General features: G+C 65.4%; 29 protein-coding genes and 1 tRNA gene. 19 read left to right on the forward strand and 11 right to left on the reverse strand.

Annotation, left to right across the window (positions count from 1 at the left end):
- Window positions 1–4 precede the first annotated feature (4 nt).
- Window positions 5–955, forward strand: a complete 951-nt coding sequence (locus tag PAA8504_RS03815; protein WP_108893483.1) for a COG2958 family protein — start codon at window positions 5–7, stop codon at window positions 953–955.
- A 3-nt stretch (window positions 956–958) separates the two neighbouring features.
- Here PAA8504_RS03815 and uvrC read toward each other — a convergent pair whose 3' ends face one another.
- The 7 genes from uvrC to PAA8504_RS03845 all read right to left on the reverse strand — a co-directional run bounded on the left by uvrC (window position 959) and on the right by PAA8504_RS03845 (window position 7,502).
- Window positions 959–2,818: an excinuclease ABC subunit UvrC gene (uvrC, locus tag PAA8504_RS03820; RefSeq protein ID WP_245897513.1), complete on the reverse strand. Its 1,860-nt coding sequence runs from the start codon at window positions 2,816–2,818 to the stop codon at window positions 959–961.
- Between the two features lie 276 nt (window positions 2,819–3,094).
- Window positions 3,095–3,874, reverse strand: a complete 780-nt coding sequence (locus PAA8504_RS03825) for an SDR family oxidoreductase (protein ID WP_108892853.1) — start codon at window positions 3,872–3,874, stop codon at window positions 3,095–3,097.
- Window positions 3,871–4,803: a calcium/sodium antiporter gene (locus PAA8504_RS03830; protein WP_108892854.1), complete on the reverse strand. Its 933-nt coding sequence runs from the start codon at window positions 4,801–4,803 to the stop codon at window positions 3,871–3,873. Before PAA8504_RS03830 ends, PAA8504_RS03825 begins: the two co-directional genes overlap by 4 nt.
- Window positions 4,800–4,964 carry a hypothetical protein gene (locus tag PAA8504_RS21965; RefSeq protein WP_181375682.1) on the reverse strand — a complete coding sequence of 55 codons (165 nt, stop codon included), beginning with the start codon at window positions 4,962–4,964 and terminating at the stop codon, window positions 4,800–4,802. Before PAA8504_RS21965 ends, PAA8504_RS03830 begins: the two co-directional genes overlap by 4 nt.
- A gap of 1 nt (window position 4,965) precedes the next feature.
- Window positions 4,966–5,763 (reverse strand): S49 family peptidase, encoded by a 798-nt coding sequence (locus tag PAA8504_RS03835; protein ID WP_108892855.1) that lies wholly within the window; start codon window positions 5,761–5,763, stop codon window positions 4,966–4,968.
- Window positions 5,764–5,811: 48 nt separating this feature from the next.
- On the reverse strand, window positions 5,812–6,573 hold the full coding sequence (locus PAA8504_RS03840; RefSeq protein ID WP_108892856.1) for an ABC transporter permease: 762 nt from the start codon (window positions 6,571–6,573) through the stop codon (window positions 5,812–5,814).
- Complete coding sequence (locus tag PAA8504_RS03845; protein WP_108892857.1) at window positions 6,570–7,502, reverse strand: ABC transporter ATP-binding protein; 933 nt, start codon at window positions 7,500–7,502, stop codon at window positions 6,570–6,572. The genes PAA8504_RS03840 and PAA8504_RS03845 overlap by 4 nt, the downstream gene beginning before the upstream one ends.
- Window positions 7,503–7,600: 98 nt before the next feature.
- Between PAA8504_RS03845 and PAA8504_RS03850 the strand changes: the two genes are divergently transcribed.
- Window positions 7,601–8,752: a TIGR03862 family flavoprotein gene (locus PAA8504_RS03850; RefSeq protein ID WP_108892858.1), complete on the forward strand. Its 1,152-nt coding sequence runs from the start codon at window positions 7,601–7,603 to the stop codon at window positions 8,750–8,752.
- Here the strand turns inward: PAA8504_RS03850 and PAA8504_RS03855 are convergent.
- On the reverse strand, window positions 8,749–9,981 hold the full coding sequence (locus PAA8504_RS03855) for an MFS transporter (RefSeq protein ID WP_108892859.1): 1,233 nt from the start codon (window positions 9,979–9,981) through the stop codon (window positions 8,749–8,751). The genes PAA8504_RS03850 and PAA8504_RS03855 overlap by 4 nt on opposite strands.
- Window positions 9,982–10,088: 107 nt before the next feature.
- Between PAA8504_RS03855 and serB the strand changes: the two genes are divergently transcribed.
- Window positions 10,089–10,955 carry a phosphoserine phosphatase SerB gene (serB, locus tag PAA8504_RS03860; RefSeq protein ID WP_108892860.1) on the forward strand — a complete coding sequence of 289 codons (867 nt, stop codon included), beginning with the start codon at window positions 10,089–10,091 and terminating at the stop codon, window positions 10,953–10,955.
- A 66-nt stretch (window positions 10,956–11,021) separates the two neighbouring features.
- Here serB and PAA8504_RS03865 read toward each other — a convergent pair whose 3' ends face one another.
- Window positions 11,022–12,002, reverse strand: coding sequence for an asparaginase (locus PAA8504_RS03865; RefSeq protein ID WP_108892861.1), 981 nt, complete (start codon window positions 12,000–12,002; stop codon window positions 11,022–11,024).
- Between the two features lie 174 nt (window positions 12,003–12,176).
- On the opposite strand from PAA8504_RS03865, the gene PAA8504_RS03870 reads away from it, so the two are divergent.
- The 4 genes from PAA8504_RS03870 to PAA8504_RS22755 all read left to right on the forward strand — a co-directional run bounded on the left by PAA8504_RS03870 (window position 12,177) and on the right by PAA8504_RS22755 (window position 14,603).
- Entirely contained in the window at window positions 12,177–12,704 is a 528-nt protein-coding gene (locus PAA8504_RS03870; RefSeq protein WP_219928899.1) for an invasion associated locus B family protein, read from the forward strand.
- 132 nt (window positions 12,705–12,836) lie between these two features.
- Window positions 12,837–14,021 carry a dual-specificity RNA methyltransferase RlmN gene (gene rlmN / locus PAA8504_RS03875; RefSeq protein WP_108892862.1) on the forward strand — a complete coding sequence of 395 codons (1,185 nt, stop codon included), beginning with the start codon at window positions 12,837–12,839 and terminating at the stop codon, window positions 14,019–14,021.
- Window positions 14,022–14,094: 73 nt separating this feature from the next.
- Window positions 14,095–14,457 carry a protein-tyrosine phosphatase family protein gene (locus tag PAA8504_RS03880; RefSeq protein WP_219928900.1) on the forward strand — a complete coding sequence of 121 codons (363 nt, stop codon included), beginning with the start codon at window positions 14,095–14,097 and terminating at the stop codon, window positions 14,455–14,457.
- Window positions 14,421–14,603 (forward strand): tyrosine-protein phosphatase, encoded by a 183-nt coding sequence (locus PAA8504_RS22755; protein WP_219928901.1) that lies wholly within the window; start codon window positions 14,421–14,423, stop codon window positions 14,601–14,603. The genes PAA8504_RS03880 and PAA8504_RS22755 overlap by 37 nt, the downstream gene beginning before the upstream one ends.
- A gap of 60 nt (window positions 14,604–14,663) precedes the next feature.
- On the opposite strand, the gene PAA8504_RS03885 is transcribed toward PAA8504_RS22755, so the two are convergent.
- Window positions 14,664–15,515: an LOG family protein gene (locus PAA8504_RS03885; RefSeq protein WP_108892863.1), complete on the reverse strand. Its 852-nt coding sequence runs from the start codon at window positions 15,513–15,515 to the stop codon at window positions 14,664–14,666.
- A gap of 79 nt (window positions 15,516–15,594) precedes the next feature.
- Between PAA8504_RS03885 and dapD the strand changes: the two genes are divergently transcribed.
- The 10 genes from dapD (at window position 15,595) to PAA8504_RS03935 (ending at window position 24,145) form a co-directional block, all read left to right on the forward strand.
- A complete protein-coding gene (gene dapD / locus PAA8504_RS03890) occupies window positions 15,595–16,431 on the forward strand; it encodes a 2,3,4,5-tetrahydropyridine-2,6-dicarboxylate N-succinyltransferase (RefSeq protein WP_108892864.1) in 837 nt (278 codons plus the stop codon).
- Window positions 16,432–16,491: 60 nt separating this feature from the next.
- The gene (locus tag PAA8504_RS03895; RefSeq protein ID WP_108892865.1) at window positions 16,492–17,523 is read left to right on the forward strand and encodes a sodium:calcium antiporter; all 1,032 of its coding nucleotides are present in this window, start codon (window positions 16,492–16,494) and stop codon (window positions 17,521–17,523) included.
- 143 nt (window positions 17,524–17,666) lie between these two features.
- A complete protein-coding gene (locus PAA8504_RS03900) occupies window positions 17,667–17,921 on the forward strand; it encodes a GlsB/YeaQ/YmgE family stress response membrane protein (RefSeq protein WP_108892866.1) in 255 nt (84 codons plus the stop codon).
- Window positions 17,922–18,014: 93 nt separating this feature from the next.
- Window positions 18,015–18,335 carry a DUF8846 family protein gene (locus PAA8504_RS03905; protein WP_108893485.1) on the forward strand — a complete coding sequence of 107 codons (321 nt, stop codon included), beginning with the start codon at window positions 18,015–18,017 and terminating at the stop codon, window positions 18,333–18,335.
- Between the two features lie 63 nt (window positions 18,336–18,398).
- A complete protein-coding gene (gene dapE / locus PAA8504_RS03910; RefSeq protein ID WP_108892867.1) occupies window positions 18,399–19,529 on the forward strand; it encodes a succinyl-diaminopimelate desuccinylase in 1,131 nt (376 codons plus the stop codon).
- The gene (locus PAA8504_RS03915) at window positions 19,526–19,948 is read left to right on the forward strand and encodes a GNAT family N-acetyltransferase (protein WP_108892868.1); all 423 of its coding nucleotides are present in this window, start codon (window positions 19,526–19,528) and stop codon (window positions 19,946–19,948) included. The genes dapE and PAA8504_RS03915 overlap by 4 nt, the downstream gene beginning before the upstream one ends.
- A gap of 19 nt (window positions 19,949–19,967) precedes the next feature.
- Window positions 19,968–22,226: a ribonuclease R gene (gene rnr, locus PAA8504_RS03920; RefSeq protein WP_108892869.1), complete on the forward strand. Its 2,259-nt coding sequence runs from the start codon at window positions 19,968–19,970 to the stop codon at window positions 22,224–22,226.
- A gap of 105 nt (window positions 22,227–22,331) precedes the next feature.
- Complete coding sequence (pncA, locus tag PAA8504_RS03925) at window positions 22,332–22,934, forward strand: bifunctional nicotinamidase/pyrazinamidase (protein ID WP_108892870.1); 603 nt, start codon at window positions 22,332–22,334, stop codon at window positions 22,932–22,934.
- Window positions 22,934–23,842, forward strand: coding sequence for a DMT family transporter (locus PAA8504_RS03930; RefSeq protein WP_108892871.1), 909 nt, complete (start codon window positions 22,934–22,936; stop codon window positions 23,840–23,842). Before pncA ends, PAA8504_RS03930 begins: the two co-directional genes overlap by 1 nt.
- 24 nt (window positions 23,843–23,866) lie before the next feature.
- On the forward strand, window positions 23,867–24,145 hold the full coding sequence (locus PAA8504_RS03935; RefSeq protein WP_108892872.1) for a hypothetical protein: 279 nt from the start codon (window positions 23,867–23,869) through the stop codon (window positions 24,143–24,145).
- Window positions 24,146–24,169: 24 nt separating this feature from the next.
- Here PAA8504_RS03935 and PAA8504_RS03940 read toward each other — a convergent pair.
- Window positions 24,170–24,245: transfer RNA gene (locus tag PAA8504_RS03940), tRNA-Lys, on the reverse strand.
- A 92-nt stretch (window positions 24,246–24,337) separates the two neighbouring features.
- On the opposite strand from PAA8504_RS03940, the gene dapF reads away from it, so the two are divergent.
- Window positions 24,338–25,171, forward strand: coding sequence for a diaminopimelate epimerase (gene dapF / locus PAA8504_RS03945; protein WP_245897514.1), 834 nt, complete (start codon window positions 24,338–24,340; stop codon window positions 25,169–25,171).
- On the forward strand, window positions 25,168–26,424 hold the full coding sequence (gene mtaB, locus PAA8504_RS03950; RefSeq protein WP_108892873.1) for a tRNA (N(6)-L-threonylcarbamoyladenosine(37)-C(2))-methylthiotransferase MtaB: 1,257 nt from the start codon (window positions 25,168–25,170) through the stop codon (window positions 26,422–26,424). Before dapF ends, mtaB begins: the two co-directional genes overlap by 4 nt.
- Window positions 26,425–26,444: the final 20 nt, after the last annotated feature.

The raw sequence follows: 26,444 nt of genomic DNA on the forward strand, positions 1-26,444 counted from the left end.
GCCGATGAAGATACCGACCCTGAAACTGGCAAAGCGGATACCGGAGATATTGCGAGAGCAGCCGGACCATAGGTTCAAGGCTCGTGAGTTGGCCCAACTGATCAGGGAGCGCCATCCTGACGCCTGCGAGGCGAAGCTGCACAACAGTCCCAGCCTGTCCACCGAACGTGACCTGCTGCAACAGATCGTCGCCGAAATAGGCTCTCAGCGCCCTGCCATGCAAAGGGCATGCGAGGAAATCCGGGTAACGGACGGGCGGCCCCGGCAGTATTACTGGGCCACCAAATCAGATGCCGAGGAAGCGGGGCAAGAAAACCTCGAAGACGTCGGCGAGGAATCCGCGACAGCTTCGGGGACGAGGCCCAAGCTGTCCGAGGCCGATCTGTATCCCCTGCTGGGGGAATTCGCGTATCGAGAGCTTGGCGTCGATGCGATGCGCATCGACGAGCGCAAAGGCACGAATTCCGGTGCGGCGGGGACAAATCGCTGGCTATACCCGGATGTCGTCGGGTTCGAAGACGTCACGGTCGACTGGGACCGCGATCTGAAGCTTTGCGTCAGCCAGACCGGTGATGCGCGGGCTCGCCTGTGGTCATTTGAGGTCAAGTTGCGTCTCAATCGCGCGAATGTCCGAGAGTGCTTTTTCCAATGCGTATCGAACTCGTCGTGGGCAAACAGCGCATATCTGGTCGCGGTCGAAATCGGGGACGGGACTCTGAAGGAACTGCGAACCTTGTCGCAGTTGCACGGCATCGGGGTTATACAGCTGGACCCGGAAAATCCTACGGAGAGTCAAATTCTGATCCCCACCAACGTACGGTCCTCAGTGGATTGGGCCAGCTGCAATCGTCTGCTGCGTGCCAACGGGGATTTTAGGAACTTCATCAAAAAGGTCCGGCAGTTCTATCAAACCGGCGATCGCCCCGAAACCTGGGATCTTCTGCCCGATGACTAAGGCCTAGCCACGTTCGTGGAAGTGGTCATAGATCTTTTCGGCCAGACCCGCATTGATCCCCTCGACGGCTTTCAAATCCGACAGGGAGGCGCGGCCGACGGCCTTCGCCGAGCCGAAATGTGCCAGCAGCGCCCGTTTGCGGGTGGCGCCGACTCCTGCGATCTCGTCCAGGGGATTGGCGCCCATCGACTTGGCGCGCTTGGCGCGGTGGGTGCCGATGGCGAAGCGGTGCGCCTCGTCGCGCAGGCGCTGCACGAAATAGAGGACGGGGTCGTTATGGCGCAGGGCGAAGGGGCGCTGGCCGGTGCGGTGGAACTCTTCCTTGCCGTGGTCGCGGTCGACCCCCTTGGCGACGCCGACCATTGTGATGTCATCCACGCCCATCTCGGACATGATCTGCCGCACCGCGCTGACCTGCCCCGCGCCGCCGTCGATCAGCAGAAGGTCGGGCCACATGCCCTTCTCGCGCTCGGGGTCTTCCTTCAGCAGGCGCTTGAAGCGGCGCTTCAGCACCTCTTTCATCATGCCGAAATCGTCGCCGGGCGTCAGCTCGTCGCCGCGGATGTTGAACTTGCGGTACTGGCTTTTCAGGAACCCTTCCGGGCCGGCCACGATCATCGCGCCGACGGCGTTCGTGCCCATGATGTGGCTGTTGTCATAGACCTCGATCCGCTCAGGGCGGGTGTCCATGCCGAACGCCTCGGCCAGGCCGTCCAGCAGTTTGCCCTGGGTGGCCGTCTCGCTCATCTTGCGGGCGAGGCTTTCGCGGGCGTTGCGCAGCGCCCCGGCGACGAGGTCCTTCTTCTCGCCCCGTTGGGGAACGAGGATCTGCACCTTGCGTCCCGCCTTCTGCGACAACGCCTCCTCCATCAGTTCGGATTCCTCGATGTCGTCCGAGAGAAGGAGCATGCGCGGCGGCTCCTTGTTCTCGTAGAACTGGCCGATGAAACCGGCGAGGATCTCGGCCGGTTCGGCGCCCGAGCCGGTCTTGGGGTAGTAATCGCGGTTGCCCCAGTTCTGGTTGGCGCGGATGAAGAAAACCTGCACACAAGCCTGCCCGCCTTCCACATGCAAAGAGATGACGTCGGCCTCGGCCACGCCCGCAGGGTTGATCCCCTGGGACCCTTGCACGTGGGTCAGCGCGCGGATGCGGTCGCGCAGGGCGGCGGCGCGCTCGAATTCCATCTCGGCGCTGGCGGTCTCCATCTCCTTGGCAAGCTGGCTTTGTACGCGGGTGGTGCGGCCCTGCAGGAAATCCTCGGCGTCCTTCACGCTGGCGGCATAGTCGGCCTCGGAGATGTGGCCGACGCAGGGGCCCGAACATCGCTTGATCTGGTACAGAAGGCAGGGCCGGGTCCGGCCCTCGAACATCGAATCCGAGCAGTTGCGCAGCAAGAACACCTTCTGCAGCTGACTGAGGGTCCGGTTCACCGCGCCGGCGCTGGCGAAGGGGCCGTAATAGCTGCCCTTTTCGGACTTCGCGCCGCGATGCTTGCGGATCATCGGATAGCCGTGATCCTTGGTCACGAGGATGTTCGGGAAGGATTTGTCGTCGCGCAGAAGCACGTTGTAGCGCGGTTTCAGCTGCTTGATGAGGTTCTGTTCAAGCAACAGCGCCTCAGTTTCCGTCTTCGTCGTGAGGAACATCATCGACGCGGTTTCCGAGATCATCCGCGCTATCCGGGGGCTGTGTTGCGGCGAAGGACGCGAATAGCTGGACACCCGCGCCTTCAGGTTGCGCGCCTTGCCGACATACAGAACCTCCTGCTTGTCGCCCAGCATCCGGTAGACCCCCGGCGAGCTGTCGAGGGTCTTCAGATACGAGTGGATGCAGGCATGTCCCGTGAGGGGCGCGTCGCTCATGTGGGGGTCCATGATTCTAGGGTCGGCTGCAAAATATGGGGGGCGCCCTCAAGAGAAAAGACCTCCACCGTTTCTGTGGATAAAGTTGTGGGGAAAGGCTGAGGAGGTCGGTTTTCTCGTTGCAATTTCGAGGCTTGGTTTCTTTGCCCGTTTTTTAGGCCAGATCGCAAGTCACTGAAATTGTTATGATTATTTATTAATGCTTCGTAAACGCCTTGTTTTCATGGGGTTTTGCGTCGGTTCCATGACATAAGTGAATAACTGACGCCGCGTCCGCTATTCCACGCCCAGAACGTCCGGCGTCTTCCAGCCCAGATGCTGCCCGCCGTCGACGCACAAAAGTTGCCCGGTGATCGCGGGAGCATTCAGAAAATAACCCAAGGCCGCGCAGATATCGTCCGGGTTGGCTCCGCGTTGCAAAACGGTGTTGGCGCGCTGGCGGACGAAGTGGTCCTCGGACTGACGGGTTCCCTTCAGGGTCGGACCCGGGCCGATGGCGTTGACGCGGATCGCAGGGGCCAGCGCCTGCGCTGCTGTCTGGGTGAAGGCCCAAAGGCCCATCTTGGCGATGGTGTAGGTCATGAATTCGGGCGTCAGCTTGCGCACCCGCTGGTCGATCATGTTGACGACGAGGGCGCTCGCGACGGGCTCTCCCGCGTCGTCGGTTCCGGCGTCGGGAGCCTGCGCGGCAAAGGCCTGGGTCAGCACGAAGGGCGCGCGCAGATTCGACCCGATGTGCCGGTCCCAGCTGTCCTTCGTGGCGCTGTGGATCGTGTCATACTCGAAGATCGAGGCGTTGTTGATCAGCACCGTCAGCGAACCGCCCAGCGCATCGGTGGCGCGATCCACCAGCGTGGCGGTCGCCTCCTCGGACAGCAGGTCGGCTTGGACCGGGACGGCGGCCCGGCCCATGGTGCGCAGGTCGGTCGCGACACCCTCGGCCCCGCAATCCGAACTGTTGTAATGCACCGCGACGTCGAAGCCGCGCTGCCCAAGATAGAGCGCCATGGCGCGGCCCAGACGCGCGCCCCCCCCCGTCACGAGTGCCCGTGTCATGCCGAAACGACCGCCCCCAGATAGATTGCGTAAAGCGCGCAGAACGCCAGCCCGACCAGTCGGCCCATCCGCGCGCGGGTGAAGATAAACGGGGCCAGCAGGATCGACGCGCCCAGCATCACCCAGAAATCGAGCCGGAGGAACGACGCGTCCGCGGGGATGTCCCCGACCAGCGACGCGATTCCGATGATGGTCAGAAGGTTGAACAGGTTCGACCCGATGGCGTTGCCCAGCGCCACGTCGGCCTCGTCCTTGCGGGCCGCGGCGATGGTGGTCGCCAGTTCAGGCAGCGAGGTGCCGATGGCCACCAGCGTCAGGCCGATCACCGCGTCCGAGATCCCGAAGCCTTCGGCGATGGCCTGCGCACTGCCGATCAGGATATGCGCACCGACGGGCAGACCGATCAGGCCCACGATCAGGAACGCGGCGACCTTCCAGCCTGGCATGTCGGGACTGGCGCCCTCGACTTCCTCGGGTCGGACGCGCTGTTTCACCCCCTCGCGGTACTGGTCGGCCAGGATGATCGCCAGTACCGCAAGTAGGATTAGGCCGGTCCACCACGTATAGGGGCCGATGAAGCCCAGCGCGATGAACAGGACGGTTACGCCGAGCATCGTCAGATAGGTCTTCTGCACCTCGGACCGGCTGGTATCCAGAACGAACAGCAGCGCGGGCAGGCCCAGAACCAGCATGATGTTGGCGGTGTTCGACCCCACCACGTTGCCTAGTGCAATGCCGGGCGCATCGGCCAGGATCGCATCGATCGAAATCAGAAGTTCGGGCGCCGAGGTGCCGAAGGCGACGACGGTCAGGCTGACGATGAAGGCCGGCACGCCCAGGCGAAGCGACAGGTTCACCGCCCCCCGGACCAGCGCATCGCCCGCACCGACGAGGATCGCCAGCCCAAGAAACGCAAGCAGGAAGTTCATCCGCGCCCCTTGCCGCAGGTGCAGGGACCCTTGCCGATGCGATAGCGCCCGCAGCCGTCACATTTCATCGACTGGATCTTCTTTTGCCCGGGAAAGCGCAGCCGCCCGAACATGGCCATGACCAGCATACCGATCAGGAAAAGTGAGACGATCTTGATCATGTCACAGACCGAACCGGGCGAAGGCGGCCCGATCCTCGACCCCCGCCGCAGCGTCGGAGGCCAGCGCGGCGCCGAAGCGCGACAGGAACGGCTTCTTCTGCTTGTAGACGGTGAAGCGGGTGTCCTTGCCGAACCGCTCTTTCATCTTGGGGACCAGATGGCCGATGCCGTCGATCAGCCCCATCTCTCTCGCGCGCTCGCCCACCCAGATCTCGCCGGTGAACAGGCGCGAATCGTCGGCAAGCTTGGCGCCCCGGCGGTTGCGGACCTGGCTTTTGAAAGTGTCGTGGATCTGGTTCTGAAGCTCTTTCAGGCGGGCCACATCCTCATCCTTGGCGGGGCGGAACGGGTCGAGCATGCTTTTCGATTCACCCGAGGTATAGACCCGCCGGTCGATCCCGTAGCGGCCGATGAACTTGTCGAACCCGAACCCGGCCGAGATCACCCCGATCGAGCCGATGATCGAGTTCTGATCGGCATAGATCTCGTCCGCCGCGGTGGCGAGCCAGTACCCGCCCGAGGCCGCGACATCCTCGACGAAGGCGATGACGGGGATGCCCTTCTCTTCGGACAGGCGGCGGATGCGCGTGGCGATCAGCGAGGATTGCACGGGCGATCCGCCGGGCGAGTTCAGCACGAGTGCGACGGCCTTGGGCTTGCCGCGGCGGAACGCCTTCTCGATCATCGGGGCCAGGGTGATGTCGTTCAGCCGCGCGGGGCTTCCCGACGCGATGACCCCCTGCAGCCGGATCACGGCGACAAGGGGCTTGCGGGACATGGAGGGCAGTAAAAGCTTCATGCCCCCCTACTTAGGCGTGCAGCGCGCGATGATAAGCCCGCGCGGCACCTAGTCCCGCAACCGCCAGCCTGTGCGGAAGATCAGCCACACGATCCCGAGGCACAGCGCGGTGAACCCGAAGATCGCCAGAAGCGACCAGCCAAGCGCCACGTCGGACATGCCGTAGAAGGACCAGCGGAACCCCGAGACGAGGTAGACCACCGGGTTGAACAGGCTGACCGTCTCCCACGTCGGGGGCAGCATGGAGATGGAATAGAACGTGCCGCCGAGGAAGATCAGCGGCTGGATCAGCAGCAAGGGGACAAGTTGGAGCTGTTCAAAATTGGTCGCCCAGATGCCCACGATGAACCCCATCAGGCTGAAGGACAGGCAGGTCAGCACCAGAAACAGCGCCATCCAGAACGGATGCTGGATGTCGAGATCCACGAAGAAGAAGGCGGTGATCAGGATGATGACCCCGATCGCCAGCGATTTCGTCGCCGCGGCGAAGACATAGCCCGCCGTGATCTCCAGAAAGGATGCAGGCGCCGAGAGGTGTTCGTAGATCGAGCCGATGAATTTCGGGAAGTAGATCCCGAAGGACGCGTTGCTGATCGACTGCGTGATGACCGACAGCATGATGAGGCCCGGCACGATGAACGCGCCGTAGCTGACGCCCTCGACCTCCTGGATGCGGCTGCCGATGGCGGTGCCGAAGACCACGAAATAAAGCGAAGTCGACAGGACCGGCGACACGACCGTCTGCGTGACGGTGCGCAGACCGCGCGCCATTTCGTAGCGGTAGATCGCCCAGATCGCGTAAAGGTTCATGACCGCCCCTCCCCTTCGACGAGTCCCACGAAGATGTCTTCGAGGCTGGATTGTTCGGTGCGCACGTCGCGGACCTTCAGGCCCGTGCCGCTGAGCGCAGTCATCAGCCGGGTGATCCCGGTGCCGTCGCCGGTGGTGTCGTAGGTATAAACCATCTCGGCCCCGTCGGCCTGCAAGGCCAGGTCGAAAGGCTGCAACGCCTCGGGGATTTGGGTCGCGGGTTCGGCCAGTTCGATGATGAACAGCTTGCGGCCCAGTTCGCTCATCAGGGCGTCCTTGTCACGGACCAGCTTGATCTCACCCTTAGAGATGACGCCGATCCGGTCGGCCATCGCCTCGGCCTCTTCGATGTAGTGGGTGGTGAGGATGACCGTGACGCCGTGGTCGCGCAGGTCGGCCACGGTGTTCCACATCTCTTTCCTCAGGCCGACGTCGACACCCGCGGTCGGCTCATCCAGGAACAGGACCTTCGGTTCGTGGCTGAGCGCCTTGGCGATCAGGACGCGGCGCTTCATCCCGCCTGACAGCGCGCGGGTCTGCGAGTCCTTCTTGTCCCACAGCGACAACTGCTTCAGCACCGATTCAAGGTGATCGTCGCCGCCGGACTTGCCGAACAGCCCGCGCGAGAAGCGGACCGTGTTCCACACAGTCTCGAACGGCTCCAAGTTCACTTCCTGCGGGACGAGGCCAATCTGGCTGCGCGCGGCGCGGTAGTCGGTGACGTTGTCGTGGCCTCCGACCCTGACATGCCCCGAGCTGATCGAGGTGATGCCGCAGATGCATTCGATCAGCGTCGTCTTGCCCGCGCCGTTGGGGCCCAGAAGGGCCAGGATCTCGCCCTCGCGGATTTCGAGGTCGACATCCTTCAGCGCATGGACCCCGCCATCGTATTGTTTGGTAAGCTTCTCGACCGAGACAATAGCCGTCATTGGTCCCTCTCTTTCGGGGGCGAACCTAGCGGATGGTGGCGAAAGGGGAAGCGCGAAGCCCTTTGCATCCCCGCACAGGCGCATCTTATGTGGCGCGCATGGATGTGGATGCGCTTGTGATCGGGTCCGGGCCCGCGGGGCTGATGGCGGCAGAGATGCTGGGGGCGGCCGGGCACAGCGTGCTGGTGGCCGATCGCATGCCATCGCCCGCGCGCAAGTTCCTGATGGCAGGCAAGTCAGGGCTGAACCTGACCAAGGTCGAGGACGCGGCGCAATTCGCGGCGGCCTATGGCGCAGGCTCGGGGTCGGTCCCCGCGCTGGTCCGCGATTTCGGGGCGGATGCGGTGCGCGACTGGGCGCATGGGCTGGGCCAGCCAACCTTTACGGGATCGACGGGGAGGGTGTTTCCGGAAGCGATGAAGGCATCGCCCCTTCTGCGGGCGTGGCTGACACGGCTGGACGGGTATGGCGTCTCGCTGATGACGCGGTGGCGCTGGGTCGGCGGAACGACGTTCGACACGCCCGAGGGCGCGGTGACGGTCGGCGCACGGGCCACGGTGCTGGCGATGGGCGGCGCAAGCTGGCGGCGGCTGGGATCGGACGGGGCCTGGGCCGACGTTCTGGCGGATGAGGGATTGCCGGTGGCCCCCTTCGCCCCGGCAAATGCGGGGCTGTCGGTTGACTGGTCATCGCACATGACGCGGCATTTCGGGCAGCCGGTAAAGAACAGCGCGCTGGTGGTCGGCGGAACGACACAGCGGGGGGAGTTCGTGGTATCCGAGCGCGGGCTGGAAGGCGGGGGCATCTATGCCGTCAGCCGTGCGGTGCGCGAAGGGGGCGCGCTGGCGCTGGACCTCAAGCCCGACCTGGGCGTCGACGCGCTGCGCGCCCGGCTTTCCGCCGCGAAAGGATCGCTGTCGAACCGGCTGCGCAAGCTGAAGCTGGACCCCGTGCAGACCGCCCTTCTGCGCGAGTTCGCACGCCCCCTACCCGACGATCTTGCGCCCGCGATCAAGCACCTGCCTGTGCCACACGATGGGTTGCGCCCGCTGGACGAGGCGATCTCGACCGCCGGGGGCCTGCGGTGGGCCGCGCTGGACGAGCGCCTGATGCTGAAGGACCGCCCCGGCACCTTCGCCTGCGGCGAGATGCTGGATTGGGAGGCGCCGACGGGCGGCTATCTTCTGACCGCATGCCTGGCCACGGGACGTCACGCCGGGCTGTCGGCCGCGCGCTGGCTGGACCGCTAGGCCGGCAACGGCGCGCGGGTTTCTCTGATGGGCAGGTGCACGATGGCAGAGAAGGCGCCGACGCCCACGCCGACCCACCAGACGGCCGTGTAGGTGCCGTAGATGTCGTAAAGTTCGCCCCCCAGCCAGACACCCATGAAGCTGCCCAACTGGTGGCTGAAGAAGACGACCCCATACAGCGTACCCATGTAGCGCAGCCCGTAGAGGTGACCGACCAGCCCCGCCGTCAGCGGCACCGTGGCCAGCCACAAAGCCCCCATCAGGACAGAGAAGACCAGCACCGATCCGGGCGTGATCGGCAAGCTGATGAAGGTGGCGGCGATGATCGTCCGGGCGAAGTAGATGCCCGCCAGAAGGTTCTTGCGCGGGAACAGGTTGCCCAGCCAGCCCGCGATCAGCGTGCCGCCGATATTGGACAGGCCGATCACCCCGATGGCAACGGCGCCCAACGCGGCCGTATCGCTGACCCCGATGGCGGCCAGCGTGCCCGTGGGTTCTATCGCAGCGCACATCTCGGTCACGAGGGCGGGGAAATGCGCGGTGATGAAGCCCAGTTGATACCCGCAGGAAAAGAAGCCGACGAAGATCAGCGTATAGGACGGGTCGCGGAAGGCACGGGAGAGGAGTTCGCCCATCGTTTCTTCGATCTCGACCGACTGCTTGGCGGGCGCGCGCATCATCGGCAGCACCAGAAGCGAGGCGAGGACGGCGCCCGCGAAGATGATGAACACCATCTCCCAGCCGACGACGCCCAGAAGCGCCTCGGCCACCGGGGGGCCGATCACCTGCCCCCCCGAGCCTGCCGCCGTAGCGATGGCCAGGGCCATCGACCGACGCTGATCCGAGGCGGCGCGGCCCACGACCGCAAGGATCACGCCGAAGCCGGTGCCTGCAACGCCGAAGCCCACCAGAACCTCCAGCGCCTGCATCCCTAAAGGAGATGTGGCGAAGGCCGTCAGGACAAGCCCGGCAGCATACATCACGGCACCAAGGACGATGGCCTTGCGGTCCCCGAACCGCTCGGCGAAGGCGGCGAAGATCGGCTGGCCGATCCCCCAGGCGAGGTTCTGGATCGCGATGGCCAGACTGAACTCGGACCGAGGCCAGCCGAACTCGGCCCCGATGGGGATCTGGAAGACCCCGAAGCTGGCGCGGACGGCGAAGCTGACGAGGATCACGATGGACCCGGCGATCAGGACCGGCGTGACAAGGGGGGTGCGTGACTGCATCTGGACTCTCCGTTGCATCACTTTCCCGCGAACGGGGTCCGAAGCAACCCCTCGCGCGGCGGTCCGGCTTGGGCTATGCGGCCGGGGAACGTCCCGGAGGCCCGCCCATGCATGTCGCAACCCTGATCGCCCAATCGCTGGACCCCGCCTTCGTCGAGGCGTTGCGCAATGCCTGGGGCGGCGGCGACGCGGTCTGGCTGGACCCCGCCAGAGCGGCCGAGTTCACGCTTGAGGCGGTGCCCGAAAACCGGTGGGAGGTCTGGGCCGAAGCGCAGAAGATGGGGATCGACCTTTGCGTTCAACCGGCCGAGGGGCGGCGGAAGGGGATCCTGATCGCCGACATGGACAGCACCATGATCGGTCAGGAATGCATCGACGAGTTGGCCGACATGGCAGGCGTCGGCGCGCGCGTGAAAGAGATCACAGCCCGTGCCATGAACGGCGAGCTGGATTTCGAAGGCGCGCTGCGCGAGCGGGTGGGCCTTCTGGAGGGCCTGCCCGTCGACGTGATCGAGCAGGTCTGGGCCGAGCGGATCACCCTGACCCCCGGCGGCCCCGAGCTGATCGGAACGATGCGGGCCAATGGGGGATATTGCGCCCTGGTCTCGGGCGGGTTCACGCAGTTCACCCAGCGCGTTGCGGACCGGCTGGGGTTCGACCTGCATCGCGCGAACACTCTGATCGAGGACCGCGGGGCGCTGACCGGCCGTGTGGCCGACCCGATCCTGGGCCGTGAGGCGAAGGTTGCCGCGTTGCGAGAGATCTGTGCGGCGCGGGGGATCGGGCTGGACCGGGCGATGGCCGTCGGGGACGGCGCGAACGATCTGGGGATGCTGCAACTGGCCGGCGCCGGTGTCGCGCTGCACGCCAAGCCGGCGGTCGCCGCCGAGGTTGATCTGCGGATCAACCACGGCGATCTGACCGCACTTCTGTTCCTACAGGGATATTCGCTGGACGAGTTCGCCCCGGCCTGAGGGTCCGCGGGGGGCCCTGACGGCGGGATGTGGGTATTTTTCCAAGGGTGAAATGGCCGGCGCGGGTCAGCAGAAGCCGGGGGCGGCGCGGGTTAGGCCAACCTCGACCCCCGCGCGGTTCAGGATCGGGGCATCGAGGACCGATGCGACGGCGGAGTCCGTCTTGTCGAGGATGCCGAGGCGGACCAGCAGGGCGGCCATGGCGGTGTCGGCCGCGCGGACTGCGCCATCGGTGATCTTGAGCGCGACGCCCAGCTTCCGTTCGTGCAGAATCGCGACATAGACGCCTTCGGCGCCGACCTTGACGGCGGCGCGGCCTTTCGCCGCCTCCATGAAGCGGGTGGTTGTCTTGCCGTCGCCGGCCACGAGGAAGGGATGGGCCATCATCGCCTCGCGCAGGGCGACCATGGCGTCCGATCGCGCATCGCCGCCGGTGGCCGCGGCGAACCGGGCCATGGCGCGGGCAAGACCCGTGACCGTGGTCGCGAAGTTCGGCGCCGCGCAGCCGTCGATGCCGAAGCAGGGGCTGTCTTCGCCCGTCACGTCCACGAACGTCTGTCGGACCGCCTTCTGGACCGGACCGTCGGGATCGACATAGACGCCCCCGGCGCCGAGGTGTCGGTGGAAGGTCAGAAAGCCGGTATGCTTGCCGGAGCACTGGTTGTGGGCCTGGCACGGCGTCTCGCCCGCGCGGATCATCGCGTGCTTCAGGCCGCGGTCGCGCGGCGCTTCGTTTCCGCAGACCAGATCGCCGTCGCCGCAGCCGATGTCCGACAGCCAAGCGCGCACCGCCTCGGTATGGACGACGGCGCCTTCATGCGACGCGCAGGCCAGCGCCAGGCGTTCGGGCGGCAGTTTTACGCCGGCCTCGACCATCGGAAGCGCCTGGAGCATCTTGCACGAGGACCGCGGGAAGATCACCGCGTCCGGGTCGCCCCAGGCTTCGACGACCTCTCCGGAGGCGTCGCAGACCACGGCGTGGCCCGCGTGAACCGATTCCAGAAGGGGGCCGCGCCAGAGTTCGACCAGGGGGTGCGCTTGCGTCATCTCACGTCCTCTCACAGAGCGGCGATTTTTCGCCGCAAGGGCTTTCAAGAATTGCCCATTTCCAGTTAAGGTCGCACCGCTTGACAGGAATTGGAACCGGCATCGCCGTCGCCCCGGCAAGAGGGTGAACATCGCCGGCAGAGGCAGAGACGAGCTGGAGGCTCAGGAAAACGCATGAAAGCACTTCTCGGATCGGTCACGGCCCTTGCGCTGACCCTTTCCGCGCCCATGGTGGCGCAGGCTCAGGACGAAAGCACCAACAGGGTCGCCGTCGAAACGGCATGGAGCGTCTTCGTCGAGGATGACCCGCAAGAATGCTGGAGCGTGTCCAGCCCGACCAACACCGTCAACACCCGCGGTGGACAGGTCGTGTCGGTGCGTCGGGGCGACATCCTGCTGTTCGTTACATTCCGGCCCGGATCGGACGTGAACGGCGAAGTATCGTTCACCGGAGGCTATCCCTTCGCCGACGGGTCGACCGTGTCGCTGGAAATCGGCGGCACCACGTTCGAACTGTTCTCGGAAGGGGAATGGGCGTGGCCCGCGAGCGCGTCGGACGACAGCCAGATCGTCGAGGCGATGAAGCGCGGCACCGATGCCACGCTGACGGCGCGATCCTCGCGCGGGACGCAGACGCAGGACACGTTCTCGCTGTTCGGGTTCACCGCGGCGCTGGACGAGGCACGCGGCCGCTGCAACTGACCCCGCGCTGAAGGCGTAGGAAGAAACGGGCGGCCCCGAAACGGGCCGCCTTTCGTCTTGGCGGCCCGGGGTTTATTCGCCCCCGCCGATCCCTTATATCGCGTCTATTCCGCATGACCCCGAGGTAATCCGATGTCCGCGCCCCAGACGCCGATCACACAAGACGTGCTGACCCTGCCCCGTAAGGGCGAGGAGGAGGGCAAGCGCAACCTCGTCGGGCTGACCAGGGACCAGATGCGAGAGGCGCTGATCGCCATCGGCACGCCCGAAAAGCAGGCGAAGATGCGCGTGGGCCAGGTCTGGGCGTGGATTTACCAGCGCGGCGTGCGCGACTTTGCCGAGATGACGAACCTTGCCAAGGCATATCGCGCGCAGCTGGACGAGCACTTCGTCATCCGCGTCCCCGAGATCGTGACCAAGGCCGTCTCCGAGGACGGCACGCGCAAGTATCTGCTGCGCATCGCAGGCGGGCATGAGGTCGAGGCCGTCTATATCCCCGAGGAATCGCGCGGGACCCTGTGCATCTCGTCCCAGGTGGGGTGCACGCTGACCTGTTCCTTCTGTCACACCGGCACCCAGCGGTTGGTGCGCAACCTGACCGCCGGCGAGATCGTCGGCCAGATCCTGGTCGCGCGCGACGATCTGGGCGAATGGCCCGAGCCGGGGCGCAATCCCCATGACGAAACCCGGCTTCTGTCGAACATCGTCCTGATGGGCATGGGCGAGCCGCTTTATAATTTCGACAACGTCCGCGACGGGATGAAGATCGCGATGGACCCCGAGGGGATCAGCCTGTCGCGTCGCCGCATCACGCTGTCCACCAGTGGCGTCGTCCCGATGATCGCCCGCACCGCCGAAGAGATCGGCTGCCTGCTGGCCGTATCCTTCCACGCCACGACCGACGAGGTGCGCGACACGCTGGTCCCGATCAACAAACGCTGGAACATCGAGGCGCTGCTGGGCGCGCTGAAGGACTATCCGCGGCTGTCGAACTCGGAACGGATCACGTTTGAATACGTGATGCTCAAGGGCGTGAACGATAGTGATGAGGATGCACACCGGCTGGTAGAGTTGATCCGGGGCATCCCCGCAAAGATCAACCTGATCCCGTTCAACCCATGGCCCGGTGCGCCCTATGACAGGTCGTCCAACAACCGCATCCGCGCCTTTGCCGACATCATCTACAAGGCGGGCTATGCCAGCCCGATCCGCACGCCAAGGGGCGAGGATATCATGGCCGCTTGCGGGCAGCTCAAGTCCGAGACCGAGCGCGAGCGCAAGTCGAAGCGCCAGATCGAGGCCGAGGCCCGCGCCTGACCGGCATCGGACCGCGTTTGACCCAAGGTCAAACCGGGTCTGACCGTCGATCCATTCTGCAAGGGTGGATCGCATGGAGAAACTGGTCAGGCGCAGTGCCGCTTTGGCAGATCTCCTGTTTCTCGGGCTTGTCGTGTATCTCGGAGCGCTTCAACTGACCGGGAACTTCCACGTCGTCAGTCCCGATACGGTGTTCCGATCTGTCCAGCTTGACGGTCAGGCACTTATCCGGTGGATCCGCAAGAACGGGATCGCCAGCGTTCTGAACCTGAGGGGCGACAACACCGGCACCGATTGGCACGAGGCCGAACTGGCCGTGACGGACCGCCTTGGGATCCAGCATATCGATTTTCGCATGTCGGCCAGTCCGAACTGGAACAGCCCGAAATCGAGCGGCTGTTGCAGGTCATTCGCGACGCGCCGAAGCCCCTTCTGATCCACTGCCGGGGTGGAGCCGACCGCACCGGCCTTACCTGCGCGCTGTATGTCGCGGGCATCGACGGCCGCGGAGAGGACGCTGCCGAAGCGCAGCTTTCGATCTCGTACGGGCATATCGGCATACCTTGGGTCAGCAAGGCATAGCCCATGAACGTCACGTGGGAGCGGATCGAGCCCTGGCTGGGGTTCCCCGGAAGCTAACGATCAAGCCGTGTCGGGGCGCCCAGGAACAGTCTCGCGCACCTCGCCGGCGCCGGGCCAATTCTCGATCGCGTGCAACGCCTCTTCGGCCGTTTCCACATAAGTGAAGAGATCGAGGTCCTGTTCGGCGATGGTGCCTGCCTCGGCCAGGGCGGCAAAGTTGACGACCTTGTCCCAGAACTCCTTCCCGAACAGCAGGATTGGGATTTTTTCCATCCGGCCGGTCTGGATCAGAGTCAGCGCCTCGAACAGCTCGTCCATGGTGCCGAAGCCGCCGGGGAAGACGCAGATCGCCTTGGCGCGCATCAGGAAATGCATCTTGCGGATCGCGAAGTAGTGGAAGTTGAAGCACAGGCCAGGCGTGACGTACTCGTTCGGCGCCTGCTCGTGCGGCAGGACGATGTTCAGCCCAATGGATTGGCCGCCCGCATCCGCCGCGCCGCGATTGCCAGCCTCCATCACGCCGGGGCCGCCGCCGGTGACCACGACGTTCTCGCGCCCGTAGGTTTGCATCGACTTTTCGGTCATGATCCGGGCGAAGCGGCGGGCCTGATCGTAATAGACCGACAGGGCCCCCATGGCCGAACTGCGCGCGTCGTTGGGGTTTTCCATGATCCGCGCGCCGCCGAACATGACGATGGTCGATTCGATATTTTTCTCGGCCAGGATCATCTCGGGCTTCATCAGCTCGAGCTGCAGGCGCAACGGGCGCAGGTCCGGACTGCACAGGAAATCATCGTCCGCGAAGGCCAGCTTGTAGGCGGGCGCGCGGGTCTGCGGTGTGTCCGGCACGCCTTCCGCGGTGCGGCGGTCTGTCGGGGCGTCGCGGAACGGCGAGGCGGTGCGGTCGGTCATCGGGTCCTCCATTGCCGGGCGGACATAGCCGCCCTATAGCCTCGGGGCCAGAGCCACCGAACGAAAGGACCCGCGCCCAATGTCCGCAGATCAGTCTCATGCCCAGCTGGAACCCGCCATCGAAGCCGCGTGGGACGCCCGCGCCGACATTACCCCTGCCACGGGGGGCGAAACGCGCGAGGCCATCGAAGCCACGCTGGAAGCGCTGGACAGGGGCGAGCTTCGGGTCGCCGAGAAGCGCGGATCGGATTGGCACGTGAACCAGTGGGCCAAGAAGGCGGTCCTGCTTGGCTTCCGCATCAAGGACATGGAGATCCATCCCGGCGGCCCGCAGGGCGGCGGCTGGTGGGACAAGGTCGACAGCAAGTTCGCCGGCTGGGGCGAGAACCGCTGGCGCGACGCCGGCTTCCGCGCCGTGCCGAACTGCGTTGTCCGCAAGTCCGCCTTCATCGCCAAGGGCGTCGTGCTGATGCCGTCCTTCGTGAACCTCGGCGCCTATGTGGACGAGGGCACCATGGTCGACACCTGGGCCACCGTCGGGTCCTGCGCGCAGATCGGCAAGAACGTGCACCTGTCGGGCGGTGTCGGCATCGGCGGCGTGCTGGAGCCGTTGCAGGCCGATCCGACGATCATCGAGGACAACTGCTTCATCGGCGCCCGCTCCGAGGTGGTCGAGGGCTGCATCGTCCGCGAGGGATCGGTCCTGGGGATGGGCGTCTATATCGGCAAATCCACCAAGATCGTGGACCGCGAAACGGGCGAGGTCTTCATGGGCGAGGTGCCGCCATATTCGGTGGTCGTCTCGGGCTCGATGCCGACGAAAAACAACCTCAACCTCTACTGCGCGGTGATCGTGAAGCGCGTGGACGAGGGGACCCGCGCGAAGACTGCCATCAACGATCTTTTGCGCGACTGATCAGGTCGGGGGAAACCCGATCGCCTGCCACCCGTTGGCACGCGAAAGGGACCCTCCACCATGATCGCACAACTTCCGCTGCTCTGGCTTCTGGTGGCGTTCTTCGCCGCCGGCGCCGCCGTCGTCTTCTCGTCCATCCGGGCCACGCGACTGGCCGACATCATCGCCGACCGGACCCGCATGGGCGAGGCGATGGCCGGCGGCATCATCCTGGGTGCCGCTACGTCGCTGGCCGGGGTGGTCGTGTCGACCGATGCCGCACTGGGAGGCGACGCGTCGTTCGCCTTCTCGAACGCGGTGGGCGGGATCGCGGCGCAGACGCTGTTCCTGGCGATCGCCGATACGCTGCATAAAAACGCCAACCTCGAACACGCGGCGGCCGAGCCGGCCAACCTGTTCCAGGCGGTCATGCTGATCATCCTTTTGTCCATGCCGCTGACCGCCATCGCGGGGCCGGACATCGCCTATTTCGGGGTGCACCCGATCTCGATCGTGCTGTTCCTGACCTACCTCTACGGGGTCAAGAAGTCCTCGAACGTGGCCGAGGATCCGATGTGGACCGCGGTGAAGACGTCCGACACCCGCGAGGACGAGCCCGAGGACGGGGACGAGCCGCAGAAATCCGCGTGGAAGCCGATCCGCGCCTTTATTATCCTTGTCGCGATCATGGGCGCGGGTGGTTATGTCATCAGCCAGGTCGGCGGCAGCTTGATCGACCGGTTCGGGCTGGCCTCCAGCCTTGTGGGTTCGCTGATCACCGCGGTCGTCACATCGCTGCCGGAATTCGTGACCACGCTGGTGGCCGTGCGGCGCGGCGCGCTGCAACTGGCCGTGGGCGGGATCATCGGTGGTAACACGTTCGACACGCTGTTCCTGGTTCTGTCCGACATCGCCTATCGCGACGGGTCGATCTATCACGCCATCGGCACCACGGATCTGTACTGGCTGTCCACCGGCATCCTGATGACGGCTGTTCTTCTGGGCGGCCTGATCCTGCGCCAGCGGCAGGGGCCGGGTCGGATCGGGGTCGAAAGCGTTGCGATGATGGTCATCTACGGCACCGCAGTGGTCTTGCAGGTCCGAGGCGGCTGACGGCGCCAACTTGTCGCACGTGGCAGGAACCCGACGCCCGGGGCGCGTGTTGGGCGCACGGAAACTTGAATGCCGTCCCCGGTCGCAGATCGGACGTTTTGCATGGGCGAAACCCGGACGGCTTGAATCGAAGGGAATATGGAATGAACGGTATCGGTTGGATCCTTACGATCATCATCGGCGGCCTCGCAGGCTGGCTGGCCGAGCAGTTCATGAAGTCCGACATGGGCATCATCATGAACATCATCCTCGGCATCGTCGGCGCGATCGTCTTCAACTTCCTGCTGGCGCTGATCCTGGGCACCGCGACCACAGGGATCATAGGGTCGCTGGTGGCTGGCTTCATCGGTGCATGCCTGCTGATCTGGATCGCCCGGCTGATCAAGGGTCGCGCCTGACGCATCCCGATCTTGACTGAAATGACGCCGCGCCCCGACCGGGCGCGGCGTTTCGCCGTTGACACCGCGGCGCAACTGACGGACCCCGCCCCAATGGCCCGCACGCAACATGTCTTCACCCTTCTGGTCGAGGTCGGCCGCGCCCCCGGCGACGGTCTTCCCAAGGATGCCAACGGCGCAGCGCTTCTGTGCTATGCCTCGGGCGTGGACGAAGCCGAAGCCGTGCGCGAGACGGTGGCGGTCCTGAAACAGGCCGAGATGTCGCCCCTCGACGTGACCGGCTATGGCACCCTCGAGGATCGCCTGGCCGACGGGGACGAGATCGACCCCGAGGAGCGCGAATTGATGGATCGCGCCCTGTCGGAGAATGCAGTGATCGTCGCGCAGGCGACCCCATTCTTTGACGAGGACTGACCCCAACCCGTTGCGGTGCCTCGCCGCACGCCTAGATTCCTGGGCAGAATGCAAGGAACCGAAATGATCGTCGATCCCGTCGAACTGACAATGGCCCTGATCCGCGAGGACTCGGTGACCCCCAATTCCGGCGGGGCCATCGCCCTGATCGAACGGGTGTTGGAGGATAACGGGTTCACCTGCACGCGCGTCGACCGCAACGGGATCCCCAACCTTTATGCGCGATCGGGCGGTCATGGCCCGGTCCTGGGTTTCAACGGGCACCTCGACGTGGTGCCGCCCGGCGATGCGGAGGCATGGACCTCGCCCCCCTTCGCGGCCGACATCCGCAATGGCGCGATTTACGGCCGGGGTGCCTGCGACATGAAATCGGGGGTGGCCGCCTTCGTCGCCGCCGTGATCGAATGTGCCGATACCTGCCCCGGATCGCTGGTCCTGACGATCACCGGAGACGAGGAAGGGGACGGCATCGACGGCACCGCTGCGATCCTGGACTGGATGGACACCACGGGCGAGGCGATGGACGCCTGCATCGTGGGCGAGCCGACCTGCCCCACCCACATGGGCGAGATGATCAAGATCGGCCGTCGGGGTTCTCTGACCGCACGGATCACGGCGAACGGTCAACAGGGGCATGCCGCCTATCCGCAGAACGCCCGCAACCCGATCCACGCGATGGTGGACCTGCTAGGACGTCTGACCGGGATAGAACTGGACGACGGCACCGACCATTTCGATCACACCACGCTGCAGGTCACGGGCTTCGACACCGGCAACGAGGCCAACAACGTCATTCCCGCCCGCTGCAAGTCCATGGTCAATATCCGCTTCAACGACGCCCATAGCGGGCTGTCGCTGACCAACTGGCTGAACGAAGAGGCGCGCAAGGCCACCGATGCAAGCGGCGTGCGCTTCGACCTCGACATCACGGTCTCGGGCGAGAGTTTCCTCACGCCCCCGGGACCACTGACCGAAATCGTACAGCGCGCCGTTGAGCATGAGACAGGACGGATTCCGGTGCTGTCCACGACAGGTGGCACATCCGACGCGCGGTTCATCAAGAACCACTGCCCGGTCGTCGAATGCGGTCTGGTGGGCGCCACCATGCACCAGACCGACGAACGGGTCGAGATCGACCATATCCGCCAGCTTGCGGGCATCTATACCCGCATCATCAAGGGCTACTTCGCATGACCCTTCTGATTTCCCGCACCGACGACCTGAATGCCTGCCGCGCGCTTCGCCGCGCCGTCTTCATCGACGAGCAGAACGTGCCCGAAGACCTGGAATGGGACGGCCGCGACGCCGAAGCCCTGCACATCCTGGCCCAGCAGGACGGTCAACCCATCGCCACGCTGCGGATGTTCCGCGACCCGCCCGAGGCCAAGATCGGCCGGGTCTGCGTCCTGCCGCAATACCGCGGCACCGGCATCGGCCGCCAGCTCATGGACGTCGCCATCGGGATCCTGCGCGATTCGCCAAGGATCGAGACGGTCAAGCTGGGTGCCCAGTTGCACGTTTTGGAGTTCTACCGTCCCATGGGGTTCGAGCCCGAGGGCCCGATCTACGACGATGCCGGCATTCCCCATCGCGACATGCGGCTGACCCTCTAGCCGCGCCCGAAAGGCTTTCATGACCGATCTTCCCACCAAGTCCGACATCCTGAGATGGATCGCTGACAATCCGACCCAGACCGCCAAGCGCGACATCGCACGGGCCTTCGGCATCAAGGGCGGGGCGCGGATCGACCTCAAGCGGATGCTGAAGGAGCTGGAGGAAGAAGGTCACCTCGAAAAGCGCAAGAAGACCTATCGCGACCCCGAGGCACTGCCCCCCGTGTCGGTCTGCGAGGTCGTGGGGCCGGACCGCGACGGCGATGTCTACGCGCGTCCGATGGAATGGCAGGGCGACGGCCCCGAACCGCGCATCCTGCTGGTCGAGCGTAAGTCCGACGTCGCGTTGGGCCGCGGCGACCGGGTGCTGCTGCGTCTTACGAAGGTCGAGGGGCAGGACCACGCCTATGAAGGGCGCCTGATCCGCAAGCTGACCAAGACCCATGCGCGGATGCTGGGCATCTTCCGAGGCACCAGCGATGGCGGGCGGATCGTGCCTATCGACAAGGGCTCGGACAAGGAATGGCTGATCCGCGCGGGTGAAACCCAAGGCGCCAAGGACGGTGAGTTGGTCGAGGCCGAGCGTGCGGGCCCCAAGGACCGTATGGGCCTCCCCCGCGGCCGCGTCATCGACCGGCTAGGCGACCCCAGCGCGCCGAAATCCGTGTCGCTCATCGCGATCCGGCAGCACGGCATCCCGGACGTCTTCCCCGACGAGACCATCGCCGAGGCCGAAGCCGCCGAGCCGGTCCCGCTGGGCAACCGCACGGATCTGCGCGACCTGCCGCTGATCACCATCGACCCGTCGGACGCGCGCGACCATGACGACGCGGTCTTCGCCGCGCCCGACGACGACCCGAAGAACCAGGGCGGCCACGTCCTGTGGGTCGCGATCGCAGACGTCGCCCACTATGTCCGCCCCGGATCGGCGCTGGATCACGAGGCGCGGCTGCGCGGCAATTCCAGCTATTTCCCCGACCGGGTCGTTCCGATGCTGCCCGAAGCGCTGTCGGGCGACCTGTGTTCGCTGCACGAGGGCGAGGACCGCGCCTGCCTTGCCGTGCGCATGGTGCTGGACCGCGAGGGCAACAAGATCGCCCACGAGTTCCACCGCGGCCTGATGCGCTCGCCCGCATCGCTGTCCTACGAAGACGCGCAGGCCGCACAGAATGGCGAGACGACCGACAAGACCGCGCCGCTTCTGGACACCGTGATCCGCCCCCTGTTCGACGCCTACACCGCTTTGCAGGCGGCCCGTCACCGCCGCCAGCCGCTGAATCTTGACCTGCCCGAACGGCGGATCGAGCTGTCGCCCGAGGGACGCGTCACCTCCATCGCGTTCCGCGACCGGCTGGACGCGCACAAGTTGATCGAAGAATTCATGGTGCTGGCCAATGTCGCGGCGGCCGAGGAACTGGTGAAGCGCAAGTCGCCCCTGCTGTTCCGCGTTCACGAGGAACCCAACCCCGAAAAGCTGGAAGCCCTGCGCGAGGTGGCGCAAGCCTCGGGCCTGACGTTGGCCAAGGGCCAGGTGCTTCAGACGCGTCACCTGAACGGCCTTCTGACGCAAGCCCACGGGACCGAGTTCGACGAGCTGATCAACATGTCCACCCTGCGCGCCATGACGCAGGCCTATTACAGCCCCGACAACTTCGCCCATTTCGGCCTGGCCTTGCGGAACTACGCGCATTTCACCTCGCCCATCCGGCGCTATGCCGACCTAGTGGTGCATCGCGCGCTGATCAGCGCGCATGGATGGGGAAAGGATGGGCTGACCCCCATCGACATCGAACGCCTGCCCGAGACCGCCGAACAGATCAGCCAGACCGAGCGGCGGTCGATGGTGGCCGAGCGTGATACGACCGACCGCTACCTTGCCGCGTTCATGTCCGAACGGCTGGGCGAGGAGGTCACGGGGCGCGTCTCGGGCGTGCAGCGTTTCGGCCTGTTCGTGAAGCTGGACGAGACCGGCGCAGACGGCCTGATCCCCATGCGGGCGCTGGGCGGTGAGTATTTCCACCACGACCCCGAGGCACAGACCGTGATGGGCGCCGAGTCCGGCACCGTCCTGGGCCTGGGGCAGCGCGTGACGGTTCGGATCGCGGAAGCCGTGCCTACCACCGGGGGGCTGGTGCTGGACCTCGTCGCGGCCGAGGGGGCGAGCATCGCGCCGGGCGGTCGGACCTCGCGGCGCAGCACCCCCAAGCGGGCGAAGGGAAAGGCAAAGGCCCGGAAGGCCGCGAAGGAGCGGAAGGTCAAGCGCACCCGCCGGGGATAGAAGCGGGTCGGGTGCATGGATCAGGCCCCGTGGACCCGCCGCCATTCGCCTTGACGCTCTTCGCTACGGATGCAGGATCGCGAGCGACCAACCAAGGAACACGCCATGCGCGACCGTACCCACGCCCTCCTCGTCATCGACATGCAAAACGACTTCATCGCCGATGGCGCCTTGGCCGTGCCCGGCGGCGATCAGATCGTCGACGGGATCAACGCGCTGATGGACGACTTCGCCACCGTGATCCTGACGCAGGACTGGCACCCGGCCGGGCATTCGTCCTTCGCGTCGCAGCACCCCGGCAAGTCTCCGATGGAAATGACCGAGATGCCATACGGCCCGCAAGTCCTGTGGCCCGACCACTGCGTCCAAGGCAGAAAAGGGGCTGAGTTCGTGCCGGGGCTGCGCACGGACGGCGACCTGATCATCCGCAAGGGCTTCAATCCGGCGATCGACAGCTATTCCGCGTTCTTCGAGAATGACCACACGACCCCGACGGGACTGGAAGGCTATCTGCGGACTCGCGGCATCGACAAGCTGACGATGGTCGGCCTCGCCCTTGATTTCTGCGTGAACTACTCGGCGCAGGATGCCGCCCGCCTTGGGTTCGACGTCACATTGCGCCCCGACCTGTCGGCGGCCATCGACCTCGACGGTTCGCGGGACGCGTCCATGAAAGACATGGAGAATGCCGGCGTCCGGCTGCCCTGATGGATCTGCGCGCGCTTCTTCTGGGGCTTGCCTTCGCGGTCATGTGGTCCTCGGCGTTCACCAGCGCCAAATTCATCGTCGCCGACGCCCCGCCACTGACGGCGCTGGCGTTTCGCTTTCTGATCTCTGGCGCCATCGGCGTCGCCATCGCCCGCGCCATGGGGCAGTCCTGGCATCTGAGCCGGGCACAATGGCGGGCGACCTTCGTGTTTGGCCTGTGCCAGAACGCGCTGTATCTTGGCCTGAATTTCGTGGCGATGCGCACGATCGACGCGGGGCTCGCTTCGATCATCGCATCGACAATGCCGCTTCTGGTGGCGCTGGCCGGGTGGCTGGCCTTGGGCGAACGGCTGCGCCCGCTGGGGATCGCCGGCCTGCTCGCCGGGCTGACCGGGGTCACCCTGATTATGGGCACCCGGATTTCGGGCGGCGTCGACATGATCGGGTTGTCGTACTGTATCGCGGGCGTGCTGGCCCTGACCGTGGCGACCCTTTCGCTGCGTGGTGCATCCTCGGGCGGGAATGTCCTGATGGTGGTGGGCCTGCAGATGCTGGTGGGCGCCGCGCTCGAGCCGTGGGACGTCGACTGGTCCGCGTCCCTGTTGATCGCATTCGCCTACACGACGCTGGTCCCGGGGCTTCTGGCGACCTTTGCGTGGTTCACGCTGGTGCGCCGCATCGGGCCGGTCCGCGCGGCGACGTTCCACTTCCTCAATCCATTTCTCGGGGTCGCGATCGCGGCCCTCATCCTGGGCGAGGCGCTGGGCCTTTTCGATCTGATCGGGGTCGCCATCATCATGGCCGGTATCTTTGCGGTGCAGTTTTCCAAGGCACCACCGCCTGAAAGTTCAGCAGTCTGTGACGAGACGTCGCTTGTGAACCGGGAAAAAGCTGACACAGTGTCGTAGCGTAAATCTCGTGCGGAGACCGACATGATAGCCGACGATATCTCCGAGACGGCCAATGTCCTGCTCGAGCAGGTCGATTCGCTGGATCATGACGAGAAATGCGACACCATCATACGGATGTCGCTGTACCTCATGGAATGGGGCGGATCGATGCTGGCACAGAATTGCGGCGACGACATTACCGCACGGTATCAAAGCCTCACACGCGAAATGGGAAAGCTGCATACCGAGATTCGGGGCGCAACCGGCATGGACACCAATCCCGGACGATCGGCGGGGATCATCCAGTTTCCCAAACGATAAACACGCCTAACGTCGAAGCGGAAGTGGTGAGCCGACAGGGGCTCGAACCCTGGACCTACTGATTAAAAGTCAGTTGCTCTACCAACTGAGCTATCGGCTCACTGGCGGGCGAAATAACGGGGCCTCTCCGGGGCGTCAAGCGCAAAGCCGGCGCTTTTCTTCATGTCGTGCTCTCATTATATGGCGCAAGCCATGATCCAGCGCTCCGCCCCCCTTCCGTTCATGAAGATGCACGGCCTCGGCAACGACTTTGTCGTCCTCGACCTGCGCGAGGGCGAAGATGTCATGACGCCCGATCTAGCCCGTGCCGTGGGCGACCGCCGGCGCGGCGTGGGATTCGATCAACTGGCCACGATTCACGAGGATACCGAAGCAGACGCGCGACTGGTCTTCTGGAACGCCGACGGCTCGCAGGCCGGAGCCTGCGGCAACGCCACTCGCTGCATCGCTCGCCATTTGATGGACACGACCGGCCGAATCGAACTGCACCTGCGGACCGAACGTGGCCTGCTGACCGCGCGCGACGGAGGGAACAGCCTGACGGCAGTGAACATGGGGGCGCCGATCCTCGACTGGCGCGAAATCCCCCTGGCGGACGACGTCGACATCGACGCCCTGCCCATCGACGGAGCGCCGATGGCGACCGGCATGGGCAACCCGCATTGCACGTTCTTCGTGGATGACGTGACCAGCGTGGACCTGTCCACCTTTGGCCCCGCGCACGAGCATCACCCCCTGTTCCCCCAGCGCACGAACGTCCAGATCGCCCAACTGAACGGTCCCGACCGCTTGCGCATGCGGGTGTGGGAACGCGGTGCCGGGATCACGCTGGCCTCCGGCTCGTCTTCTTGCGCGGTGGCGGTCGCGGCACATCGCCGGGGTCTGACCGGGCGCAGCGTGACCATCGACCTCGATGGCGGGACGATTCTTATCGACTGGCGCGATGATGGTGTGTGGATGACCGGACCCACGGCCCATGTCTTCGACGGGCTTCTAACCCCCGACTGGCTGGAGGCGCATCAATGAACCCGCCCGTCTTTTCCAACCACGGCTGCCGCCTGAACATGTACGAGACCGAGGCGATGAAGGCCCTTGCCGCCGAGCATGGCCTGTCCGACGCCGTGGTGGTCAACACATGCGCGGTGACGGCCGAGGCCGTGCGCAAGGCCAAGAAGGACATCCGCCGCCTCGCCCGCGAGAACCCCGGTGCTGCCGTCATCGTCACCGGCTGCGCCGCCCAGACCGAGCCCGAGACCTTCGCGGCCATGCCCGAGGTCACGCGCGTCATCGGCAACACCGAAAAGATGCAGCCTGCCACATGGGCTGCCATGGCCCCCGATTTCACGGGGCAGACCGAGCGCGTTCAGGTCGACGACATCATGTCCGTGACCGAGACTGCCGGCCACCTGATCGACGGCTTTGGCACCCGGTCGCGCGCCTATGTGCAGGTCCAGAACGGCTGCGACCACCGCTGCACCTTCTGCATCATCCCCTACGGCCGGGGCAATTCCCGCTCGGTCCCCGCGGGTGTCGTGATCGAGCAGATCCGCCGCCTTGCCGCGCAGGGCTACGAGGAGATCGTGCTGACCGGCGTCGACCTGACCTCGTGGGGCGCCGATCTGCCGGGTACGCCGCGCCTGGGCGATCTGGTCATGCGCATCCTCAAGCTGGTGCCCGACCTGCCGCGCCTTCGGATCAGCTCGATCGATTCGATCGAGGTGGACGAAAACCTGATGCGCGCCATCGCCGAGGAAGAGCGGCTGATGCCCCACCTGCACCTGTCGCTCCAGCACGGCTCGGACCTGATCCTCAAGCGGATGAAGCGCCGCCACCTGCGCGGCGACGCGATCCGCTTCTGCGAAGAGGCCCGCCGCCTGCGCCCCGAGATGACCTTCGGCGCCGACATCATCGCCGGTTTCCCGACCGAGACCGAGGATCATTTCTCCGACTCCCTCCGGCTGGTCGAGGATTGCGGCCTGACATGGCTGCACGTCTTCCCCTACTCTGTCCGGCAGGGCACCCCCGCCGCACGGATGCCGCAGCTTGACGGCGGCGTGGTGAAAGACCGGGCCGCCCGGCTGCGCGCGGCGGGCGAGCAGGCCGTCGCTGCTCATCTGAACGCGCAGGTCGGACGCACCCACCGCGTTCTGATGGAAAGCCCCCGCATGGGCCGGACCGAGCAATTCGCAGAAGTTGCGTTCGACAGCGATCGCATCGAAGGCCGCACCGTCGAGACCCGCATCGACGGCGTCTCGGGGACCCGACTGCGCGCGGCGTGACACGCCCGTCATTTCGGTCT

Origin of the sequence: Palleronia abyssalis (assembly GCF_900302445.1) — a bacterium.
Lineage (GTDB): Bacteria > Pseudomonadota > Alphaproteobacteria > Rhodobacterales > Rhodobacteraceae > Palleronia > Palleronia abyssalis.